This window comes from Pantoea endophytica, from assembly GCF_002858935.1.
Taxonomy (GTDB): domain Bacteria; phylum Pseudomonadota; class Gammaproteobacteria; order Enterobacterales; family Enterobacteriaceae; genus Pantoea; species Pantoea leporis.
The window spans coordinates 345,636-365,709 of record NZ_PJRT01000005.1; the positions used below are offsets into that span (position 1 = coordinate 345,636).

The window sequence follows — 20,074 nt, forward strand, 5'->3', positions numbered from 1 at the left end:
TTTCCCATGCTAATCACCGCCGAGAACACGCGCACCTTCAATACCGACATTCGCCTGGCCTGCACGCTGGCCGCCGTTGCGGGCGCACTTAACACCGCAGCGTTTGAAACGGTCGGCTTCTTCTCGGCGAACATGACCGGCAATGTCTCCTCACTTTCCGACCATCTGGCCAAAGCTAATCTGCACGTCGGCCTGTTTTTTCTGCTCATCGTGCTGCTGTTTATCGCCGGATCTTCTGTCTCAACGCTGATAATCAACTCCGGCAGACGGCGCCAGATTCGCGGCATCTACGCCATCAACATCCTGATTGAAGGCATCGCTTTGCTGCTGCTCGGCGTGATTGAAAGCTGGTTTCGCTTTAGCGGCTCTGGCGTGTTGCTGGTGCTGAGCCTGAGTTTTTTGATGGGATTGCAAAACGCCGTTGTGACGCGCATCTCCAACGCCCGCGTGCGCACCACGCACGTTTCTGGCACCACGACCGATATCGGCATTGAGCTGGCGATGCTGTTTGATGTGCTGCGCCGCAAAGAATCCCCCAAAGATGCGCCGCTTTACATTGAGCGGCTTAAGCTGCATTTTTACACCGTGCTGGCGTTTTTGGGCGGCGGTGTGTTGGGGATTTGGCTGCTGCAGTGGATGAGTTATCTGCTGCTGATGGTGATCGGTGTGCTGCTCAGCGTGCTGGCTTTGGCGGCACTGCAACGGATCTGATCGGTGAGCAGCTTCACAGTTTTCCGCATCGTTCGCTAAAACTGCTTGCCACTTTTTCCGCGCTGTTAGCATGATAGCGCCCGTTAAGGATTGTTACTGTTCGGCAGGCAAAACCTGAGACGCGCCCTTTTTCAGTTGAAGAGGGCGCGTCTCAGGTTTTTTTTTGCGCGAAATTCAGGGCATGAGTTTAGGGCATTGTTCAGGAGAAAGAGTGATGCAATATCAGGAACTGGCGGATGACATCTTTGCCGGTGTTGGCGGCAAAGAGAACATCATCAGCGTGATGCACTGCGCCACGCGCTTACGCTTCAAACTAAAAAACAGTCAAAAAGCGCAAACTGCGGCGTTAAAAGACAATCCTGGCGTGATCATGGTGGTGGAGAGCGGCGGCCAATATCAGGTGGTGATTGGCAATCAGGTAGCGGAAGTGTATCGCGAAATCACGTCACGTCACGGGCTGGATAATCAGAGCGAGGCCGCAGATAACGCTGCACCGCAAGGCTTATTTGCACGCTTTATCGATCTGGTTTCCGGCATCTTCACCCCCTTTATCGGCGTGATGATCGCCACCGGCATCATCAAAGGGTTGCTGGCGTTGGCGTTGGTGCTCGGCGTGATGAGTGCCGACAGCGGCAGCTACAAAGTGCTGTTTGTCGCCAGCGACGGTTTGTTCTACTTCCTGCCGATTTTGCTCGGCTACAGCGCCGGTAAAAAATTTGGCGGTAATCCTTTTGTCAGCATGGCGATTGCCGCTGCGCTGGTGCATCCAATGATTCTCGAAGTGCTGCAACAGCAGCAGCAGGGCAATGCGCTGACCTTCATCGGCATCCCGCTCGAAGTGCTGAACTACAGCTCGTCGGTGATTCCGATTATTTTCGCGGCCTGGGTTTCCAGCCTGATTGAACGCTGGGTGCATCCGCGTTCTCCTAGCGCGGTGCGTAACTTCACTACGCCGTTGTGCTGCCTGCTGATCACCGTGCCGCTGACGTTTCTGGCGATTGGTCCGGCGGCGACCTGGCTGAGCCGCATGTTGGCCGAAGGTTATTTGTGGATTTACAGCCTGAGCCCAATGATTGCGGGTGCGGTGATGGGCGCGATTTGGCAAGTGTGCGTGATTTTCGGTCTGCACTGGGGTTTAGTGCCGATCATGCTGAACAACCTCGCCAACTTTGGTCACGACACGCTACTGCCCTTGCTGATGCCTGCGGTGCTGGGCCAGGCGGGCGCCACGCTTGGTATTTTCCTGCGCACCCGCGAAGCGAAACTGAAAGCGATGGCGGGATCAGCCTTTACCGCCAGCATCTTCGGCATCACCGAGCCGGCGGTATATGGCGTGACGCTACCGCGTCGTCGTCCGTTTATCTTCGGCTGCATCGGTGGCGCCTTGGGCGCGGCGATCCTTGGCTTCTGGCACACCACCATTTACTCCTTTGGTTTCCCGAGTGTGTTCACCTTTATTCAGGTGGTACCAAACAGCGGCATTGATGCCAGCGTGCTGGCGGCATTTGCCGGTGCGGCGGTGGCGCTGATCTTCGCTTGCGTCAGCACCTATCTGTTCGGTCTGACCGAGCTCGCAACCGAAGCGGTTGCGCCGCCGGCAGCGGTTGCTCCGCCCACCAGCCTGACGCGCCGCGAAAGCGTGGTCAGTCCGATGGCGGGCGATGTCATTCCGCTCGATCAGGTTAAAGATGAAACTTTTGCCAGCGGATTGCTCGGTAAAGGCGCGGCGATTATCCCGCAGCGGGGCCGCGTGGTATCGCCGATCGATGGCGTGGTGTCGTCAATGTTCCGAACCGGCCATGCGATTGGCCTGACATCGGCGCAGGGCGCAGAAGTGTTGATCCACGTTGGCCTCGATACCGTGAAGCTCGATGGACACTATTTCTCTCCGAAAGTAGTGAACGATCAGCCGGTCAAGGTGGGCGATTTGCTGCTGCAGTTCGATCTCGATGCGATTAAAGCCGCAGGCTTTGACCTCACTACGCCAGTGCTGGTGAGTAATAGCGATGACTTTGTGGATGTGTTAACCCTGAGCCGCACGGCCGTGAGCGAAGGCGCTCCGTTGTTGGCCGTGCTGAAATAATAGAGGAGCAAACAGATGACTAAACGTTTCCCTGACGGATTTTTATGGGGCGGCGCCGTTGCCGCAAACCAGGTTGAAGGCGCGTATCAGGAAGGTGGCAAAGGTTTATCGACCTCCGACCTGCAACCCAAGGGCATATTTGGTGCACGCGTCGAGCGCAGCGATGACGATTTTGGCATCAAGGATACCGCCATCGATTTCTATAACCGCTTCCCGGAGGACATCAAACTGTTCGCCGAAATGGGCTTTACCGTGCTGCGTACCTCGATTGCCTGGACGCGCATCTTCCCGCAGGGCGATGAAGCGGAACCTAACGAAGCGGGATTAGCCTATTACGATTGCCTGTTCGATGAGATGGCGAAATACAACATCACGCCGCTGGTGACGCTGTCACATTACGAAATGCCGTACGGCTTGATCAAAAAGTACGGTGGCTGGGGCAATCGCATCACCATTGATTGCTTTGAACGCTATGCGCGCGCGGTGTTCACCCGCTTCCAGCACAAGGTGAAGCTGTGGCTGACCTTTAATGAGATCAACATGTCGCTGCACGCGCCGTTCACCGGCGTAGGTCTGGCGGAAGAGAGCGATCAGCAGGCAATCTATCAGGCGATTCATCATCAGCTGGTGGCGAGCGGGCGCGCGGTGAAAGCCTGCCATGAAATCGTTAAGGACGGCAAAATCGGCAACATGCTGCTGGGCGCGCTGCTCTATCCGCTGAGCTGCCGTCCGGCGGACGTGCTGGAAACCTTGCAACAGAACCGCGAATGGCTGTTCTTTGGCGATGTACAGGTGCGCGGCGCGTATCCGGCCTATATGAAGCGCTTCTTCGCCGATCGTAACATCAGCATCGAGATCACCGAGGCCGATAAGCGCGACCTGCAAAACACCGTCGATTACATCTCCTTCAGCTACTACATGACCGGCTGCGTTACCACTAACGAAGAGGAGAATCAGAAAGCGCGCGGCAACATTCTCTCGATGGTGCCGAACCCACATCTGCCGAGTTCCGATTGGGGTTGGCAGATCGATCCTGAAGGGCTGCGCATTCTGCTTAACGTCCTGTACGACCGCTATCAGAAGCCACTGTTCATCGTGGAAAACGGGCTTGGTGCCAAAGATGTGGTGGAAGCGGACGGGCAAATTAACGACGATTACCGTATCCAGTATCTCAACGATCATCTGGTGCAGGTGCGTGAAGCGATTGAAGATGGCGTCGAGGTATTGGGTTATACCTGCTGGGGACCGATTGATTTGGTCAGCGCGTCAAAGGCCGAGTTCTCCAAGCGTTACGGCTTTATCTACGTTGATCGCGATGACGCGGGCAACGGCACGCTGGCGCGTTCACGTAAGAAGAGTTTCTTCTGGTATCAGGACGTGATTCGTAGCCATGGTGCAGCGTTGAAATAGCCAGTGAATAATTAAGCGCCGCACATATCGTAGCGGCGCAATTTATTGCGCAAAGTCGGGATGGGCACGGTGCCGCCATTGAAATGCGCGATAAATCGCGCTGCTACGCAACGTGCGCGATACAAATTTGGTTATGCCTCATTCGCATCATCCTGCAACGCCAGCGTCTCTTTGCGTACCCGCTCAATGTGAATGGTGAGGAACATGCGTTCCTCGCTGGAGAGCTGATACAGGTATTTCTGCTGAATGTGCTGATCAATCTTCACTGCACATTGATAGGCGAGCGGATATTTGTCGCGCACCACATCATGCAGCGATTCATCCTCGCTCCACACGCCGCGTTTGCCCAACATGCGTTGCGCAAAGAACTTCAGATGGTTGACGAAACGGTTGTAGCTCAAGCTCTCTGTGCGGTAATCCAGCTGCAGGCGATACTTCACGATATGCAGGATTTCCTGCATAAATTGCGTGATGTGAGAAACATCGGCGAAATCACTACCAAGCTGCGCATTCACCAGATGCAGCGCGATAAATCCGGCCTCATCTTCCGGCAACGCTACGCCCAGCCGCTGGTTAATCAGTTCCAACGCTTCGATACCCAATGAAAACTCTTTCGGATAGAGCGTTTTGATCTCCCACTTCAACACGTTGCGAATCGGGATACCTTGCTGGTGGCGCTCAATCGCAAAATGGCAGTGATCGCACAGTGCGATGGAGAGGCTTTCATGCAGCGGCTGGCCCAGCTGCTGACGTGCGTTGGCAATGATCAGTTCGCTGGTGGTGATCACCTCGAGCGGGATATCCGACAGCAGTTCGCTGAGCCGGCCCGTTAAGGTGTCGCTTTGTAGCGCAAACACTTTTTCGATCTGCTGTGCATCCAGTTCGTCGCCAACGCGCTTCTGAAACGCCAAACCGCGTCCCATCACCACCTGTTCTTTGCCGTTGTCGCCCAGCACCACCGCGACATTATTGTTGAGGATTTTCGCGATTTTCATTTTTATCTGCCCTGAAAATAAAAAACCTGACCCACCGGGAGGACGGCGTGTCAGGTTTTGCCTGCGCTGAACGCAGTAACAATCTCGCCAGATCATAATCGGCTCTGCTTTCCCGACAAGCAGAGCGACAGTTAAATGTGAAACGCATCATATTTCCAGCGCAATTAATCAGATGCGTTGATGGCGCAATTTAATGAATGTAAGGATAGCGTAAGGAAATGATCAGATTTCTATAAAGTTTGCGTTAAGGCTGCCGATAGTACCGTAACGTTAAATTAACAGGAGTTGCGTACATGACTGGGATTTCAACATTAGGCGTCGGTTCAGGACTGGGTTTAAGCACCATTCTCGACAAACTGACCGCGGCAGAAAAACAATCGCTGGCACCGATTTCCAAACAACAATCCGCTGCGACCGCGAAGTTGTCCGCCTACGGCACCCTTAAAACCGCAATTCAGACCTTCCAGACGGCAAACAATAAATTAAACGATGCCGCGCTTTATACTTCGACGACCACAGCATCCAGTTCCAGTGCGTTTAGCGCCGATTCCAACGGCAATGCGCTGGCGGGAAAATACACCATCAGCGTGCAGAAGCTGGCGCAATCCCAGACGCTAACCAGCGAGACAAAAACCGATATCAAAGCGGCGATAGGTAGCGATGCCGCGTCCAGAACCCTGAAATTTGTTAACGCGGAAGGTAAAGAGAAAAGCATTACGCTAACCAAAGATCAGACTTCGCTTTCGGCGATTCGTGACACCATTAACAAATCCGACGTTGGCGTTACTGCAAGCCTGATCAAGGTCTCCGCCACGGAATACCGTTTGTCGCTGACATCATCGGCATCCGGCACCGCCAATGCGGTGAAATCGCTGAGCGTGACCGGCGATGATACCTTGCAGGATTTTATCGGCTTTGATGCATCAGATGCGGCCAGCAGCGGCATGGCGCAAAGCGTCGAGGCGCAGAATGCCAAGCTGACCGTAAACAATGTGGCGATTGAGAGCAGCAGCAACGTTATCACCGACGCGGTGGAAGGCATCACGCTGAAGCTTAACGATGAAACCAGCGGCAACCAAACGCTGACGGTGAGCAGCGATACCAACAAGGCGAAAACCGCCATTACCGATTGGGTGAATGCCTATAACTCGCTGCAGGATACGATGGCGAGTTTGACTAAATACACGCCAGTGGATGCGGGTAAGGATCCGGACGGGAAGAATGGAGCGCTACTCGGTGATGGCACACTGCGTAATATTCAGGTGCAACTGAAAAGTATTCTGGCCAACAGCTCGGGTTCAGGTGTTTATAAAACGCTATCTCAGGCGGGCATTACTACCGATCCCACTAACGGCCAACTTAAGCTGGATGCCACCAAACTGACCACCAGCTTGCAAGTGAAACCAGAAGCGATTCGGGACATGTTTGTCGGTGATGGCAAAAAACCGGTGTTTCGACGGTGCTGAACACCACATTCACCGCATTTCTCAGCAGTAAAGGTGTGTTGCAGGGCGCGACGGATTCGATCAGTAAAAAACTGAATACGCTAACCGATCAGTACAATACCGCCAGCAAACGTATTGATGACACGATTGCGCGGTATAAAAAGCAGTTCACCAATCTGGATAAGATGGTCAGCGTGCTGAATAACACCAGCAACTATCTCACCGAGCAGTTCAGCAATAGTACAAAGACCAATAAGTAAGCGTAAAGCGGTCGCCATAAATGGCGATCGCTATTTCTGAAACTAGCCTTACTTTTTCTTATTCAGCATGGCCTTCAAATCGGCAAAAGGATTATAGGTGGCTTCACCAACATCCTTCTGCGCATCTTCACCCGCCACAACACGCGTGCCGTACTGATCCGCTTCGGTGTATTTCGAGTGCTCGTGATCGTGACAATAGAGGCACAACAACTCCCAGTTACTGCCATCTTCCGGGTTATTGGTATGGTCGTGATCGATATGGTGAACGGTTAATTCGCGCAGGTTGGAATAAACAAATTCACGCGAGCAGCGGCCGCATACCCACGGATAGATTTTTAATGCTTTCTCACGATAGCCGCTTTCCAGCCGCGAGTAGTTTTTAGGGATCAGAGCCATTGCCGACGTTGCCTGTTAGAAAGAGATAAAGCGACATGTTATCTGCACATCCCGCAGCTGCCAATGATGTTTATCATTCCTGAGCATCCGTTCTAAAAAACCGCCTACACTAGTTTGTAACTACGCGGAAATAAAAGGCCGCCCGACCCCGTTCGATGGAAATTCACTCATAAAATGATGCCCGTTAATGATTCTCCGTCGGTAAGCCGGATGCAGCGTATCGCTTTGACTATGATGGTGGCATTGCTGGCCACTATCCCTCTATGGACCAACAAAATTTATTATCGGGATGATCTTTACCGGATATTAGATGGGGATAGATCAACATGGCTAAGTAACGGGAGGCCGGGCACCTGGTTATTACAATCCCTGATCTCTTTTGGTGATACGGTCAGCGATATTTCTCCGCTTAATTTACTGCTCGGATTGCTGGCGCTAAGTATTGCTGCGGTATTTTTCACGGAAAGATTGAGAATTCCGCTGGCGGGTTTCTGGTCATTTCTCCCGCCGCTATTTGTCATTCTTAATCCCTTTCTGACGCAGGGAATGCTCTATACCTATGACAGTCTCACCATACTTCTGTCATTTGCAGGCGCCATGCTGGCAAGCATGGTTAATCGCGCAAAGCCTTTTCAGGAGATCGTTTACACGGCGCTGATATTATTGCTGATTCAGACACTCTATCAGCCAGGGCTCAATGTCTATATTGCCTGCGTAGCCTTGCTGGTCGTCTCTCGACTGGTAAATGATCAATCCAGCTGGAAGTGGCTGTGCGGGAAAATAGTGGCGCTGGGCATTGCCATCCTGGCTTATAAACTCGCGATGAATTATTTATTGCCAGTGAAGATCGACTGGTACAGCATGAAACACAGCAAGCTGTTATCACTGAATTCCGATTCTCTGCAAGTCCTTATCAACACTATTAAGGCGTTCAGTGACCTTTTTCTCAGCGCTTATCCGCGCGGCATGATGGTATTTATAGGGCTGCCTATGCTGATAATGTTTTCAGGCCTTATTGTGATGGTTCGAAACTTAAAACAGCAGCAGAAGTTGACGCTAAGTGCGGTCTTAATGCTGTTCAGTGCGGGATTGATCGTCATCATCGCCATCCCCGGGCTTTCATTGGCCTTAGCCACGCCGTTATTTGCACCGCGTATGCTGGGCGCATGCAGCATTACTTTCCTGTTCTGTTTCTATGTAGCCGTTTATTCATTACCTGCAATAAGAAGCTGGCTGGCGGGATTGAGTGCGATATTGCTGTTTTATCATCTGGTGGTGATGCTGGTCACTTTTAACACTGTAGTTAACGATCAACGTTATCAAATGGAGGTGATGAATCAGATCAAAATCACGCTTTCTGCTCCCGCTGCCCAATCGATTGATTCACTTGCCTTTATTGGGCAGTTGAATGATGCTCCAGAAGTACAAACCAATATTCGTAACTTCCCCATCATCGAACATATCCGCATGAAAATGTTGGGTGAGTCTGAACCGTGGATATGGCTGGCGCTGATCAAACATGTAGGTTTGAGATTGAAAGCGGTGAAAGCAACGGATGAGATGAGAGTAATTATACCGCGCCACTATCTGGCGCAGGGACCCGATTTTGACGCCTTTCAGGATGGGCAAACGATGGTGATTGATTTCAGAAAATCGGGTGGGCAGATTAATAAACCTTAAATCAATGGCTCAGTCCGGTTGCGGGTGGGTAATAATCCCGGACTGAGCTTTTATCTGGTGTTATTTATTCAACAGTTCTTTGCGAACAATTTCTGCACCTGCACTCAATGCATCTAGCTTGCCTCTTGCCACACCGCGTGGCAGAGGAATCATGCCGCAGTTGGTGCAAGGGTAGAGTTTATCAGCATCAACAAACTGCAGGGCTTTACGCAGCGTTGCTGCAACTTCTTCTGGCGTTTCAATGGTATTGCTTGCCACGTCAATGGCACCAACCATCACTTTTTTGCCGCGAATCAGTTCCATCAACTCCATTGGCACATGCGAGTTTTGACACTCCAGTGAGATGATATCGATATTCGACTTTTGCAGTTTAGGGAATATCTCTTCATATTGACGCCATTCTGTGCCCAGCGTCTTTTTCCAGTCGGTATTCGCTTTGATGCCATAGCCGTAGCAAATATGCACTGCGGTTTCGCATTTCAGCCCTTCAATGGCTCTTTCTAAGGTTGCGATACCCCAATCATTCACTTCGTCGAAGAAGACGTTAAATGCCGGCTCATCAAACTGAATAATATCGACGCCCACCGCTTCTAACTCTTTCGCTTCTTCATTGAGAATTTTAGCGAATTCCCATGCCAGTTTTTCGCGGCTTTTATAGTGGTTGTCATAAAGCGTGTCGATCATGGTCATTGGACCCGGCAGTGCCCATTTAATAGGACGATCCGTTTGCTGACGTAAAAACTTTGCATCTTCAACAAACACTGATTTTTGACGACTCACCGGACCCACAACTGTTGGCACACTGGCATCATAACGATCGCGGATTTTAACGATCTCGCGCTTCTCAAAATCTACGCCGTTGAGATGTTCAATAAAGGTGGTGACGAAGTGCTGGCGGGTTTGCTCGCCGTCACTGACGATATCAATTCCTGCCTGCTGTTGATCGTCCAGGCACAAACGCAGCGCATCTTGTTTGCCGTCGGTTAATTCCTGATCTTGCAATTTCCACGGTGACCACAACGTTTCCGGCTGAGCCAGCCACGATGGTTTCGGTAAACTACCAGCAGTGGAAGTCGGTAATAATTTTTTCATAGCAGGTGACCTTATATTTTTATCGGTAATCAAAGAACGGGAGTAAACCATTGCTCAAGAAGAGTTTGATATGGCTTGATGAAGCGCTCTTCCGTGAACTTTCCTTGTTCAATAGCCAGTTGGCTACGTTCTTCTCGATCATAAACAATTCGCGTTAAAGAATAATCCTGATGGCTCAGGCTTGGCTGATAGTGTCTACCAGCTGCAGAATTCGCATTGTAAATCTCAGGGCGGTAGATCTTCTGGAACGTCTCCATGGTGCTGATGGTGCTAATCAGCTCAAGATTGGTGTAATCACTGAGTAAATCGCCATGGAAATAGAAGGCCAGAGGCGCAGCACTGTTTGCCGGCATGAAATAGCGTGCCCGCAGGCCCATTTTGCCGAAATATTCGTCAGTCAGAGAAAGTTCATCCTGCTGATATTCAATACCCAACACCGGATGTTCATTACCGGTGCGGTAATAGGTATTTTTACTGGATACGCTCAGGCAAATAACCGGCGCTTTATTGAAATTCGCTTTGTAAGCTTCTGAGTTAACGAAATTCTTGAAGATGTTGCCATGCAGATCGCCAAAATTATCTGGCGTGCGGAATTCAGTATGGTTCTTGTTGTGCTCAGACAATAAAACGCTGAAATCATAATCACGCACGTAAGAAGAGAAGTTATTTCCAACAATCCCTTCAATGCGTTCGTTGGTTTTTTTATCAACGATATTGGTCTTCAATATTTCGATCACCGGGAAGGTGCTGTTGTTGCCCTCGGCACCCAGATTTAGCTCAGCAGAAATAATCTCTAGCTCAACCGCGTAACGATCGCTTTTAGGGTTGTCCCAATACGCCAGTGAATTGAAACGGTTATCAATCATCACTAAGGCGTTGCGCAGGTTCTCCTGACGCTTCTCACCACGCGCCAAATTAGCAAAGTTGGTGGTGATGCGTGTATTGCCAGAAGGATTGTAATTTTCGTCGAAACGAAGGCTCTTAACCGTAAAAGTAAAGGCGTTGTTCATTCTAGTCTGCTATCCCGGTTAACAATAAAAAGCCATGCTGTCGCTGGATTTCAGGATTTCCCAATGCTTTTGCAGGGTACTTTCATTCAGCAGGCTTGATATTATTTTAAGTTATTAACAATGGTACTTTTATGCCTGAGTCACTGGTTGAAAAAAAGTGATTTAATTTCATCGAACATGAAGGAATTTCATGATGAGGAGGGGAGGATGAACGGCGCTCACTGTAGCCAGCCTGTTCAACCTGGCAGAGGCTCTACAATTAAAGGTATACTCTTCCACAAATTTTTAACCGGTTAAGACACGACAATGGCAAAACTCACCTTACAAGAGCAGCTGCTGAAAGCAGGCTTAGTCAGCAGCAAAAAAATGGACAAGGTCCAGAGAACCGCTAAGAAATCACGCGTTCAGGCTCGTGAGGCCAGAGAAGCGGTGGAAGAGAACAAAAAGGCTCAGCTTGAGCGTGATAAGCAATTGAGCGAACAGCAAAAGCAAGCGGCGTTATCGAAAGAGTACAAAGCGCAGGTTAAGCAGCTGATCGAAATGAACAAAATCGATATCTCTAAAGGCAATATTGGTTTTAATTTCACCGACAATAATCTGATCAAAAAAATCGACGTTGATAAGCAAACGCAGACGCAACTGATTAATGGCCGATTGGCGATTGCGCGCCTGGCCGTCGATAGCAAAGGCGAGAGCCAGTACGCGATTATTCCCGCCAGCGTCGCCGATAAAATTGCACAGCGTGATGCGAACAGCATCGTGTTGAATAGTGCATTGAGTCAGGAAGCGCAGGATGAAGACGATCCGTACGCTGATTTCAAAGTGCCTGATGATTTAATGTGGTAAGCACAACGCCGGTTGCGCTGTCAGAACGGGCAGGCACACTTGGCGTTCATGCACTCGCCGCTGACCGGATGAACAAACTTCAACTCGCTGGCGTGTAACATCAGACGCGGGGTGTGTTCGGTCCCCGCCAGCATAAGACCGCCATACAGGTCGCAACCCAAAATCGGATGGCCCAACAGCTGGCAATGGATACGCAGCTGATGGGTGCGTCCAGTCTCTGGCGTAAGTTCCACCCGCGTTAATGGCATGAACGTCTTATCTTCCAATAGGTGATGAGTGCGCTCAATCACCTGATAGCGTGAGCGAGCTGGCTTACCATTGATTGGGCAAATTGACATCAATGGAAATAGCGTCGGATCTTTGGCAATCGGCGCGTCAATCACACCTTCGTCGTCATGCAGATGCCCGCACAACAGTGCACGATAAATCTTGGTCACGCTGCGCTGGCTAAACTGCTGGCAAATTGCGGCATTGATCGCCTTATTGCGGGCAATCACCATTAACCCTGATGTGCCGAAATCCAGACGATGCACCAGCGTGCAGCCGGGGAAAAGCTTCACTAACCGATGATGCACAGAATCGAGATTGCGCGGATTCTTCCCCGACAGGCTGAGCAGACCAGCTGGTTTATTGATCAGCAGCAGATGATCGTCCTGGTAGAGAATCTCAATCTCTTCAAGACATTGCGGGGCAATAAAGGTATCGATAATCGTAGACATCAGGCTGCCCGGCTGGCGAAGGGATGCGGATAATAGCGAATTTTGCGGCAACTGGCGAATCCGGGCATGTGTCTATTCGCTCAGGCGAAATTTATCGTCCAGACTTAAAGCAAAGACGTGGTCTGCGCAGGCAATGTGCTTTACACTGCGCGCTGAAAAAACTGAGTAGATAACGATTAGGTAGGCGGCAATGGCGATGAACGGAACGATCACAACCTGGTTTCAGGATAAAGGTTTTGGATTTATCAAAGATGAAAATGGCGATAACCGCTATTTCCATGTGATTAAGGTCGCTAACCCTGAGCTGATTAAGAAAGACGCGGCGGTGACCTTTGAACCCACCACCAATAATAAAGGTTTGTCAGCGTATGCGGTGAAGGTCTCGCCTGAGAGCAAATACATCTATATTGCCGGCGAGCGCCTGAAGCTCACCTCGATCAAATCTTATGTGGTTTACAGCGAAGACGTGCCGGTTGAAACGCGCATCGATAAAGAGAATACCGTGCTGTCGGTAGGTATTCTGATGAATAGCATCAAGCCGAAAACAGACGTTAAGCCGGATGAAACGCGCTCACTGAAAAAACTGGCGGTAACCACCTTTCAGGGAACGACTTTGATTTTCACGGCGGATGAAATTGATATTGATGCCACGGTGAAAATGCTTAAGGTGTGAAGATATTGTGATTAATTCTCAGCGGAAATCCTCACGCAGGATTTCCGCATTGATTATGCCGTTGGCCTTTCGTTCCATGCGTCGGTGAATTGAATATTTCCATCAACATATTTCCACGTAATCTTCGCGTAACGCAGCGCAACGCTTTCCATATGTCCGGTTCCTGGACAATTACGCGTGTCATGCATGATCGGCGATATCGATATGACCTTTACGTCTTCCATTAATATGTTGAAGTACTCTTCTTCCTGACCAGCATCACTGATGCGGTACCATTTGATTTCAGCTTCTTTTAACGTCTGACCTGTTGCCACAGCCTTGTATAAATAAGGTGACGCAGAATCAATTTCTTTCTCAAACATAAATGGAGCATGTTGCCGTGTGCCTGTTAGCTTGCCGGTATTGTTGTCGGTGGGAATAGAGAGAAGATGCTGTACACCCCGTAATTCAATGCTGCCCTCACGGTGCATCACGTCTGAACCGCCTCTGATTACTGCGCCGCCATCATCTTTAATAAACATATGAACGGGTATAGCCATGTGAATCTCCTTAGTTAGTCATACAACCAGCGTCCAGCTTTAGCCGACTCCACAAACATACGTACAGTTAGTGGTTTAACGTCTTGTTGAATTGGATCCTTAGAAAAGTATTTTCGGAAAACTGTTTCTGTTTTCCAGGGATAATAAGCATCAAAATTTATAACTGTTGTATCGACATGATATTTTTTACCAAAATCCTGAATGGCATAGGGCAACTCATCCCATCCGGCGTAGCCTTGTAATGGAGTATCAAATTCGATTGGAATGGGTTTTAAACTCCATGTAGTCATGAGAGATAACTCGCCACGAAAAAAATCTAATATTTGATGTTCGTCTACCATACTCGATCTTCTTCTCTCACGATCATGTTGTAGGTTGAAACAGTCTTATAGACTATTTGAGAAAGATCATTTGCCAGTAAGACCCATCCTACAACCGGCACAGTTCGGCCAACAAAAGCCCCAAGATTGTTTGTCCACATCGGCTTGAGTAACTTAATGCTGGTATTAGTGAACGTTGGCAAAGGTCTGGGCAATTTCACATTCAGAATTTGACGCGAATATTTAGAGGCGATCGAAGTACCAGGTGTAGCATTGCCGGGCTTACCTCTTGTACCCAGAATAGGAAGACCAAGAATGATGCTGCTCACCGCAACAATGTTATTGATGCCACCTACATGCTCATCAATTTTGTCCAAAAGTATCCAAAAAAATAATTCACCAGCTGAAACATTGCTGACTCCTTTGTAAAAGTACGTCCCATTAAGCTGCTCAACCGTATCCATAATCATCCTCCCTGAATTACAGGCGGCCAGATTACAACGTGATGAACGCTATTTTTTGTTCAAAAGAGAGGAGTGGAACCACTAATAGCGGGTTAACTATTGGAGAGTTTAGGGAGACTATGGCAGCGTTTGCCTGGCAAAGGCAGCGTGGTCGCCATGATTGGCGACCCAGCGTTTTCGTAGGGTGCACATTTATGCGCACCGGCTAAATCAGCTTAAAAACTCTGCCAATCCGCATCATTCACCACCGCAACGCGCGAGGGTTTAACGAATGAAGGCGTACGCACCACAGCCTGCTTTTGCTGAACTTCGCCAGCCGCCGCGACATGGAATTTACCCACCAGCTGATTCAAATTCCCGGCCTGTTCCTGCAGCGATTGCGAAGCGGCAGAGGCTTCTTGCACCAGCGCGGCGTTCTGCTGCGTAACGTCGTCCATCTGATTCACCGCTTGCTGCACCTGCACGATGCCCTGACTCTGCTCGACAGCGGCAGCGGCAATTTCTTCCACCAGTTGGCTTACCTGATGAATGGCATCGTTCATCACGCTCATATTACGGCCTACGTCGCTGGCCTGCGCAGCACCGGCTTCGGTCAGACGATGTGACTCTTCGATCAGCGTTTTGATTTCGCGCGCGGCGGTGGTTGAACGTTGCGACAAGTTGCGCACTTCACCGGCGACTACGGCGAAGCCTTTGCCGTGTTCACCGGCACGTGCGGCTTCAACGGCGGCGTTCAGCGCCAGAATGTTGGTTTGGAAGGCGATGCCTTCAATGATCGAGACGATTTCCGTCACTTTGCGCGAGCTACCACGAATGTTATCCATGGTTGAAAGCATGGTAGTCAGTGACGTGCTGCTCTTCTCTGACAATCCGCTGGCGTTAGCGGCAAGCTGACTGGCCTGGCGCGTGTTATCGGCGGTTTGACGCACGGTTTCACTCAGCTCGGTCATGCTGGCCGCGGTTTGCTCCAGCGATGCCGCCTGTTGCTCGGTGCGTGATGAGAGATCTTCATTGCCCGCGGAAATCTGTACCGATGCGCTGCTCACTGATTGTGACGCCTGACGCACCGAGGAGAGCGCGCCTGATACGCGATCCATCAGGACGTTAAACGAGTGCGCCATGTTGCCCACTTCATCACGACGGCTCTCATCTGCTTTCAGCGTTAAATCGAGGTTCTCGCTGGCAGTCATCATCACTTTGCCCGCAGCAGACAAGCTGCGACGAATGCGCAATACGGTGAACAGCGACAGCACGCCAAAAATCAGCACGGTGGCGATAACGCCGGTGATGGTGGTCCATAACACCGAGTGGAACGTGCTGCGGTTGGTGGCGCGCAGTTCATCGCCAATGGTGATATTCAGCTGCAGCTGTTTTTGATAATCGCTAATTAGCTGGCGAATGGCGGCTCCGATACCGGTTTGTCCATCAATCAGCTTGAGGCTGATATCATTTTGATGCGCACGCGAGGCGGTGATAAACGGCGCCAGTGCGGCGGTGACGTGCTGAATATTGGCATAAGCGACTTCGGTTAAGCGCTTATCTTCATCGCTGGAGATATCGTGCGCCATGTAGTAATCGGTCTGCGCCTTCAAATCCGCCAGCTGTTTCTGGATCTCGTCCTCAATAGCCGGCATTTTGCTGTCGTCGGTCTGGCTTTTGTGTTTGTAGAGCGTTAACGCCAACTGGTTACTGCCATCAATCAGTTTCCCCAGATCTTTGATCGAGGGAATCGCATTGGCCTGTACATATTCAAAGCGATCCTGAAAACCAGAGAGTAAGGAAATGGCGAGTATCGCTTGCAGGATGATGGCGCTAAACAGTATGGAAAAGGTGGCAAACAGACGTTGAGAGATGTTCATTTTATTATCCTTAATCTTAAAGCGTCCCGGCAAAAGCCGCGTAGGGAAGAGGGCAGATTAATAACCATCGGCAGATTGAGGAAATTAGTTAATTTTTTTATTCAGGGTTTAAGTCTTCAACTGGTTATCACGCTAATTTTTAACATTTTTGCCGGATACCAGCGCTGTATTGCATCGGATAAGTAAAGGACACCAAAACTCCGCGCTCCCTCCGATATTGCCTTACAGACCCGCTCTCTAACATTTCGGAAATCGTGAAAGTTTCTGAACTTAAAGAGAGTAAAATCCCATGAATAAAATTTTCCGCGTGATTTGGCATGCTGCAACGCAGCGTTATGTGGTGGCCTCGGAGCTGGCTAAGGGCAAGGTTAAATCCCATTCCTCTTCGGTGTTAACGCCGTCCGCAAGCAAAGCCATGGCGTTAACCGGTGTGGCGCTGGCAATTACAGTGGCTCTGCATGCTACAACGGCAATCGCTGCCAGAACCATCATTGCTAATGACAATCCGGTCATTGTAAATAATCAGGATATTGTAGGTGCGGGAACCGGCCAATATGTGCGCGGCGTAAGCGCCACAAATAATGGGACAGTTGATTTCACCACTGGTACCATCACCACTTCAAATACCTATGGGCACGGTGCATTCGCAGATACTGGCGCTGGGGTGACCTTAAAAGATATCGATATCAAAACCTCTGCAGCCACGTCGCATGGACTCTATGCGCGCGGTGCCGGCTCTATCACTGGTGACGGTATCAATATCATTACATCTGGCAAAGGTTCATACGGGGTCCAAACCAGCGATGGTGATATCACGCTGACTAACGGCACCATTAAAACCAGCGGAGCCAATTCCTTCGGTGCGTTTGCGGCAGCGGGTGCTGGGCATCTTTTCATCAGTGATAGCAGCATCAGTACCACGGGCGATGGTGCTCATGCGGTCAACGCCACTGGTGGCGAGATAACAATTAACAATAGCGTCATCAAAGCAGAAGGCCACATGACTAATGGCGTTAAGGCCGCAGGAAACGCCAGCGTAGTTAATGTTAATAACAGCGAGATCAGCACGGCGGGCTCATCCTCCGAAGCGGTATATGCGCAAAACGGCGGTACGGTTAATCTGACTAACACCAATATCTTTACCGATCGCATTAATAACTACGGTCTGCGTGCCAATGGAGGCAATTCAGTGGTGAATTATGATGGCGGCACCATTACCACCACTGGAGGTACAATAACGGTTCAGGCATTCAATGGCGGGACATTAAATATCCGTAATGCCACCATTAACGGTGGAGCAACAACAGTTGATGCTTATGCAACTGGCGCAATTAATCTCGATAACGTCATTATCAATAATGATGGGTCAATGGCGACTAATGCGGCGGGTGTGTTTGTTCATGGTGTAGGCACAACGCTGAACGCCAAAAATGTCCAAATTAATACGACGGGAACCAATATCTTCGGTATTCAACTGGTTGGTAATAACTCAACGTTGGAAAATGTCGAAATTAACAGCGCTGTCAGAGGCTCCGGCCTGCAGGCATACGACGGCAGTCATATTGTTGCAAATAATTTGCGCATGAGTATTCAAAGCCAGGAAGGGTTGGACATCTCCTCTGGTCTTACCATGAGATCAAATGGTGGCGACAATAACGTGGCGATGGAAAATTCCCAGATCGTTATGCAAGGCACGAATAGCGCAGCGTTACTTTTCAAATCTACAGCTAACAATACTAATAACTTGTCACTGATTAACAGCGCCGTCACTGCCAGTGAAGGCATCGCCATGAAAGTCACTGATACGGCGAATGCACAGGTGACCGCCTCTGGTGCTTTATTATCCGGCGCGACGCTGTTATCTACTGGCGTTAGCAGCACAGGCACGGTTAGCAATGTGACATTGACCGGTGATAACGGCTCAGTATTTAACGGTGATGTCATCATCGATCGCGCCAACACCGCGACTAACATCATCAACCTCGATAACAACTCCGTCTGGAGTGGTGCGACCAGCTCACTGGAAAATCTGAACCTGGCGAATGGCAGCCAGTGGAATGTTACGTCGAGCTCTGCGGTGGATAATCTGACGCTGAATAACGCCACGCTGAATATGACCGCGGCCGGCACCGGCTTTAGCAAGGTGACCTTGAGCAGCCTGAACAGCACCAACGGTACCATCGACTTCAAAACCCATCTGATGGATGATCATTCAGAGACCGATCACCTGCACATCACCGGTGATTACGCCGGTAACAGCAACGTGGTGGTGCAGAACGCCGGCGGCACCGGCGCGCAAACCATCGATGGTATCGAGCTGATTCGCGTCGATGGCAACGTAAACGGTACGTTCACCCAGCAGGGCCGTATTGTGGCCGGTGCTTACGATTATCATCTGGTGCAGGATGCCAATAAATGGGTACTGGAGAGCAACAGCAACAACGTGGCACCGGGCAATCCAGGCAGCAATCCGGTTAATCCTGGCGATCCTGACAACGGCTCCGGCACGCCAGGCGATGATACTGGCACGCCGGGCAGTGGTTCAGGTAATGCGGGCGATGTGGGCAAGCCGGTTAAAGGCTTCCCGATTACGCGTCCGGAAGCGGGCAGCTATGCGGCTAACCTCGCTGCGGCGAATACCTTATTTACCACCTCGCTGGATGATCGTCTGGGTGAGACCCACTACATTGGTGCAGATGGTAAGAAACACGCCACCAGCCTGTGGTTGCGTAACGCAGGTGGACACACGCGCTTCAGCGATAGTTCCGGCCAGCTGAAAACCACCGGTAACCGTTATGTGATGCAGTTAGGCGGCGATATCGCCAAGTGGAGCAGTAATGGTGCGGACCGTTTCCATCTGGGTGTCATGGGCGGCTACGCTAATGCGCAAAGTAACACACACTCCAACGTGACGGGTTACACCGCAAAAGGTCAGGTGCACGGTTACAGCACGGGCGTTTACGCGACCTGGTTGCAGGACAACGCTGACAAGACCGGAGCTTATGTAGACAGCTGGATGCTCTACAACTGGTTTGATAACAGCGTGAAAGGTGATGGCATCGCGGAAGAGAGCTACAAATCGAGAGGCATCACCGCGTCAGTGGAAGCCGGTTACAGCTTCAAAGTCGCGGAGATGAGCGAGCGTTCCAGCGTCTATCTGCAGCCGAAGGCGCAGACGACCTGGATGGGCGTGAAAGCCAAGGATCATCAAGAGCAAAACGGCACGCGCGTGGTAGGTGAAGGCGACAACAACCTGCAAACGCGTCTGGGTGTTCGCGCTTACATCAAAGGCCACAATGCCATTGATGATGGTAAAAACCGCACCTTCGAGCCGTTTATCGAAGCCAACTGGGTGCACAACACCGAAACCTTTGGCAGCAGCATGAATGGCATCAGCGTGCAGCAAGCCGGGGCGCGTAACCTCGGTGAAGTGAAGCTGGGCGTCGATGCGAAGCTGAATAAAACCGTTAATCTGTGGGGCAATTTGGGGCAGCAGATGGGTGATAAGGGTTACAGCGATACCAGCGCAATGGTGGGCGTGAAGGTTAATTTCTGATAACACAAATCGCTTG

Annotated in this window: 16 protein-coding genes and 1 pseudogene; 8 read left to right on the top strand and 9 right to left on the bottom strand. The window is 50.5% G+C overall.

Annotation, left to right across the window (positions count from 1 at the left end; all coding sequences use genetic code 11):
- Positions 1–6: 6 nt before the first annotated feature.
- The 3 genes from PZBJ_RS04045 to PZBJ_RS04055 all read left to right on the top strand — a co-directional run bounded on the left by PZBJ_RS04045 (position 7) and on the right by PZBJ_RS04055 (position 4,204).
- A complete protein-coding gene (locus PZBJ_RS04045; RefSeq protein WP_101761307.1) occupies positions 7–711 on the top strand; it encodes a YoaK family protein in 705 nt (234 codons plus the stop codon).
- A gap of 214 nt (positions 712–925) precedes the next feature.
- The gene (gene bglF / locus PZBJ_RS04050; RefSeq protein WP_101761308.1) at positions 926–2,794 is read left to right on the top strand and encodes a PTS beta-glucoside transporter subunit IIABC; all 1,869 of its coding nucleotides are present in this window, start codon (positions 926–928) and stop codon (positions 2,792–2,794) included.
- 15 nt (positions 2,795–2,809) lie between these two features.
- Complete coding sequence (locus PZBJ_RS04055) at positions 2,810–4,204, top strand: glycoside hydrolase family 1 protein (RefSeq protein WP_101761309.1); 1,395 nt, start codon at positions 2,810–2,812, stop codon at positions 4,202–4,204.
- 131 nt (positions 4,205–4,335) lie between these two features.
- Here the strand turns inward: PZBJ_RS04055 and licT are convergent, their stop codons facing one another.
- Positions 4,336–5,199, bottom strand: coding sequence for a BglG family transcription antiterminator LicT (gene licT / locus PZBJ_RS04060; protein ID WP_101761310.1), 864 nt, complete (start codon positions 5,197–5,199; stop codon positions 4,336–4,338).
- Between the two features lie 293 nt (positions 5,200–5,492).
- On the opposite strand from licT, the pseudogene fliD reads away from it, so the two are divergent.
- A pseudogene (gene fliD, locus PZBJ_RS04065) lies at positions 5,493–6,904 on the top strand (flagellar filament capping protein FliD).
- A 48-nt stretch (positions 6,905–6,952) separates the two neighbouring features.
- Here the strand turns inward: fliD and yajD are convergent.
- Positions 6,953–7,300 carry an HNH nuclease YajD gene (gene yajD, locus PZBJ_RS04070; RefSeq protein WP_101761311.1) on the bottom strand — a complete coding sequence of 116 codons (348 nt, stop codon included), beginning with the start codon at positions 7,298–7,300 and terminating at the stop codon, positions 6,953–6,955.
- Positions 7,301–7,510: 210 nt separating this feature from the next.
- Between yajD and PZBJ_RS04075 the strand changes: the two genes are divergently transcribed.
- The gene (locus tag PZBJ_RS04075) at positions 7,511–8,980 is read left to right on the top strand and encodes a glucosyltransferase domain-containing protein (RefSeq protein ID WP_101761312.1); all 1,470 of its coding nucleotides are present in this window, start codon (positions 7,511–7,513) and stop codon (positions 8,978–8,980) included.
- Positions 8,981–9,040: 60 nt separating this feature from the next.
- Here PZBJ_RS04075 and PZBJ_RS04080 read toward each other — a convergent pair whose 3' ends face one another.
- Both PZBJ_RS04080 and PZBJ_RS04085 read right to left on the bottom strand, forming a co-directional pair.
- Entirely contained in the window at positions 9,041–10,072 is a 1,032-nt protein-coding gene (locus tag PZBJ_RS04080) for a methionine synthase (protein WP_101761313.1), read from the bottom strand.
- 29 nt (positions 10,073–10,101) lie between these two features.
- The gene (locus PZBJ_RS04085) at positions 10,102–11,082 is read right to left on the bottom strand and encodes a DUF1852 domain-containing protein (RefSeq protein ID WP_101761314.1); all 981 of its coding nucleotides are present in this window, start codon (positions 11,080–11,082) and stop codon (positions 10,102–10,104) included.
- A gap of 306 nt (positions 11,083–11,388) precedes the next feature.
- Here PZBJ_RS04085 and PZBJ_RS04090 point away from each other — a divergent pair, with 306 nt between their 5' ends.
- On the top strand, positions 11,389–11,928 hold the full coding sequence (locus PZBJ_RS04090; RefSeq protein WP_101761315.1) for a DUF2058 domain-containing protein: 540 nt from the start codon (positions 11,389–11,391) through the stop codon (positions 11,926–11,928).
- 20 nt (positions 11,929–11,948) lie between these two features.
- On the opposite strand, the gene PZBJ_RS04095 is transcribed toward PZBJ_RS04090, so the two are convergent.
- Entirely contained in the window at positions 11,949–12,647 is a 699-nt protein-coding gene (locus tag PZBJ_RS04095; RefSeq protein WP_101761316.1) for an RluA family pseudouridine synthase, read from the bottom strand.
- 190 nt (positions 12,648–12,837) lie between these two features.
- On the opposite strand from PZBJ_RS04095, the gene PZBJ_RS04100 reads away from it, so the two are divergent.
- Positions 12,838–13,320: a cold-shock protein gene (locus PZBJ_RS04100; RefSeq protein ID WP_101761317.1), complete on the top strand. Its 483-nt coding sequence runs from the start codon at positions 12,838–12,840 to the stop codon at positions 13,318–13,320.
- Positions 13,321–13,373: 53 nt separating this feature from the next.
- Here the strand turns inward: PZBJ_RS04100 and PZBJ_RS04105 are convergent, their stop codons facing one another.
- The 4 genes from PZBJ_RS04105 to PZBJ_RS04120 form a co-directional block, all read right to left on the bottom strand.
- Positions 13,374–13,859, bottom strand: a complete 486-nt coding sequence (locus PZBJ_RS04105; RefSeq protein WP_101761318.1) for an Hcp family type VI secretion system effector — start codon at positions 13,857–13,859, stop codon at positions 13,374–13,376.
- 14 nt (positions 13,860–13,873) lie between these two features.
- Positions 13,874–14,200: a DUF1493 family protein gene (locus tag PZBJ_RS04110; RefSeq protein ID WP_101761319.1), complete on the bottom strand. Its 327-nt coding sequence runs from the start codon at positions 14,198–14,200 to the stop codon at positions 13,874–13,876.
- A complete protein-coding gene (locus tag PZBJ_RS04115; protein WP_101761320.1) occupies positions 14,194–14,643 on the bottom strand; it encodes an STM2901 family protein in 450 nt (149 codons plus the stop codon). The genes PZBJ_RS04110 and PZBJ_RS04115 overlap by 7 nt, the downstream gene beginning before the upstream one ends.
- Before the next feature lie 215 nt (positions 14,644–14,858).
- Positions 14,859–16,502, bottom strand: coding sequence for a methyl-accepting chemotaxis protein (locus tag PZBJ_RS04120; protein ID WP_101761321.1), 1,644 nt, complete (start codon positions 16,500–16,502; stop codon positions 14,859–14,861).
- Between the two features lie 289 nt (positions 16,503–16,791).
- Here PZBJ_RS04120 and PZBJ_RS04125 point away from each other — a divergent pair, with 289 nt between their 5' ends.
- On the top strand, positions 16,792–20,058 hold the full coding sequence (locus PZBJ_RS04125) for an autotransporter outer membrane beta-barrel domain-containing protein (protein WP_101761772.1): 3,267 nt from the start codon (positions 16,792–16,794) through the stop codon (positions 20,056–20,058).
- The last annotated feature ends 16 nt before the right edge of the window (positions 20,059–20,074 follow it).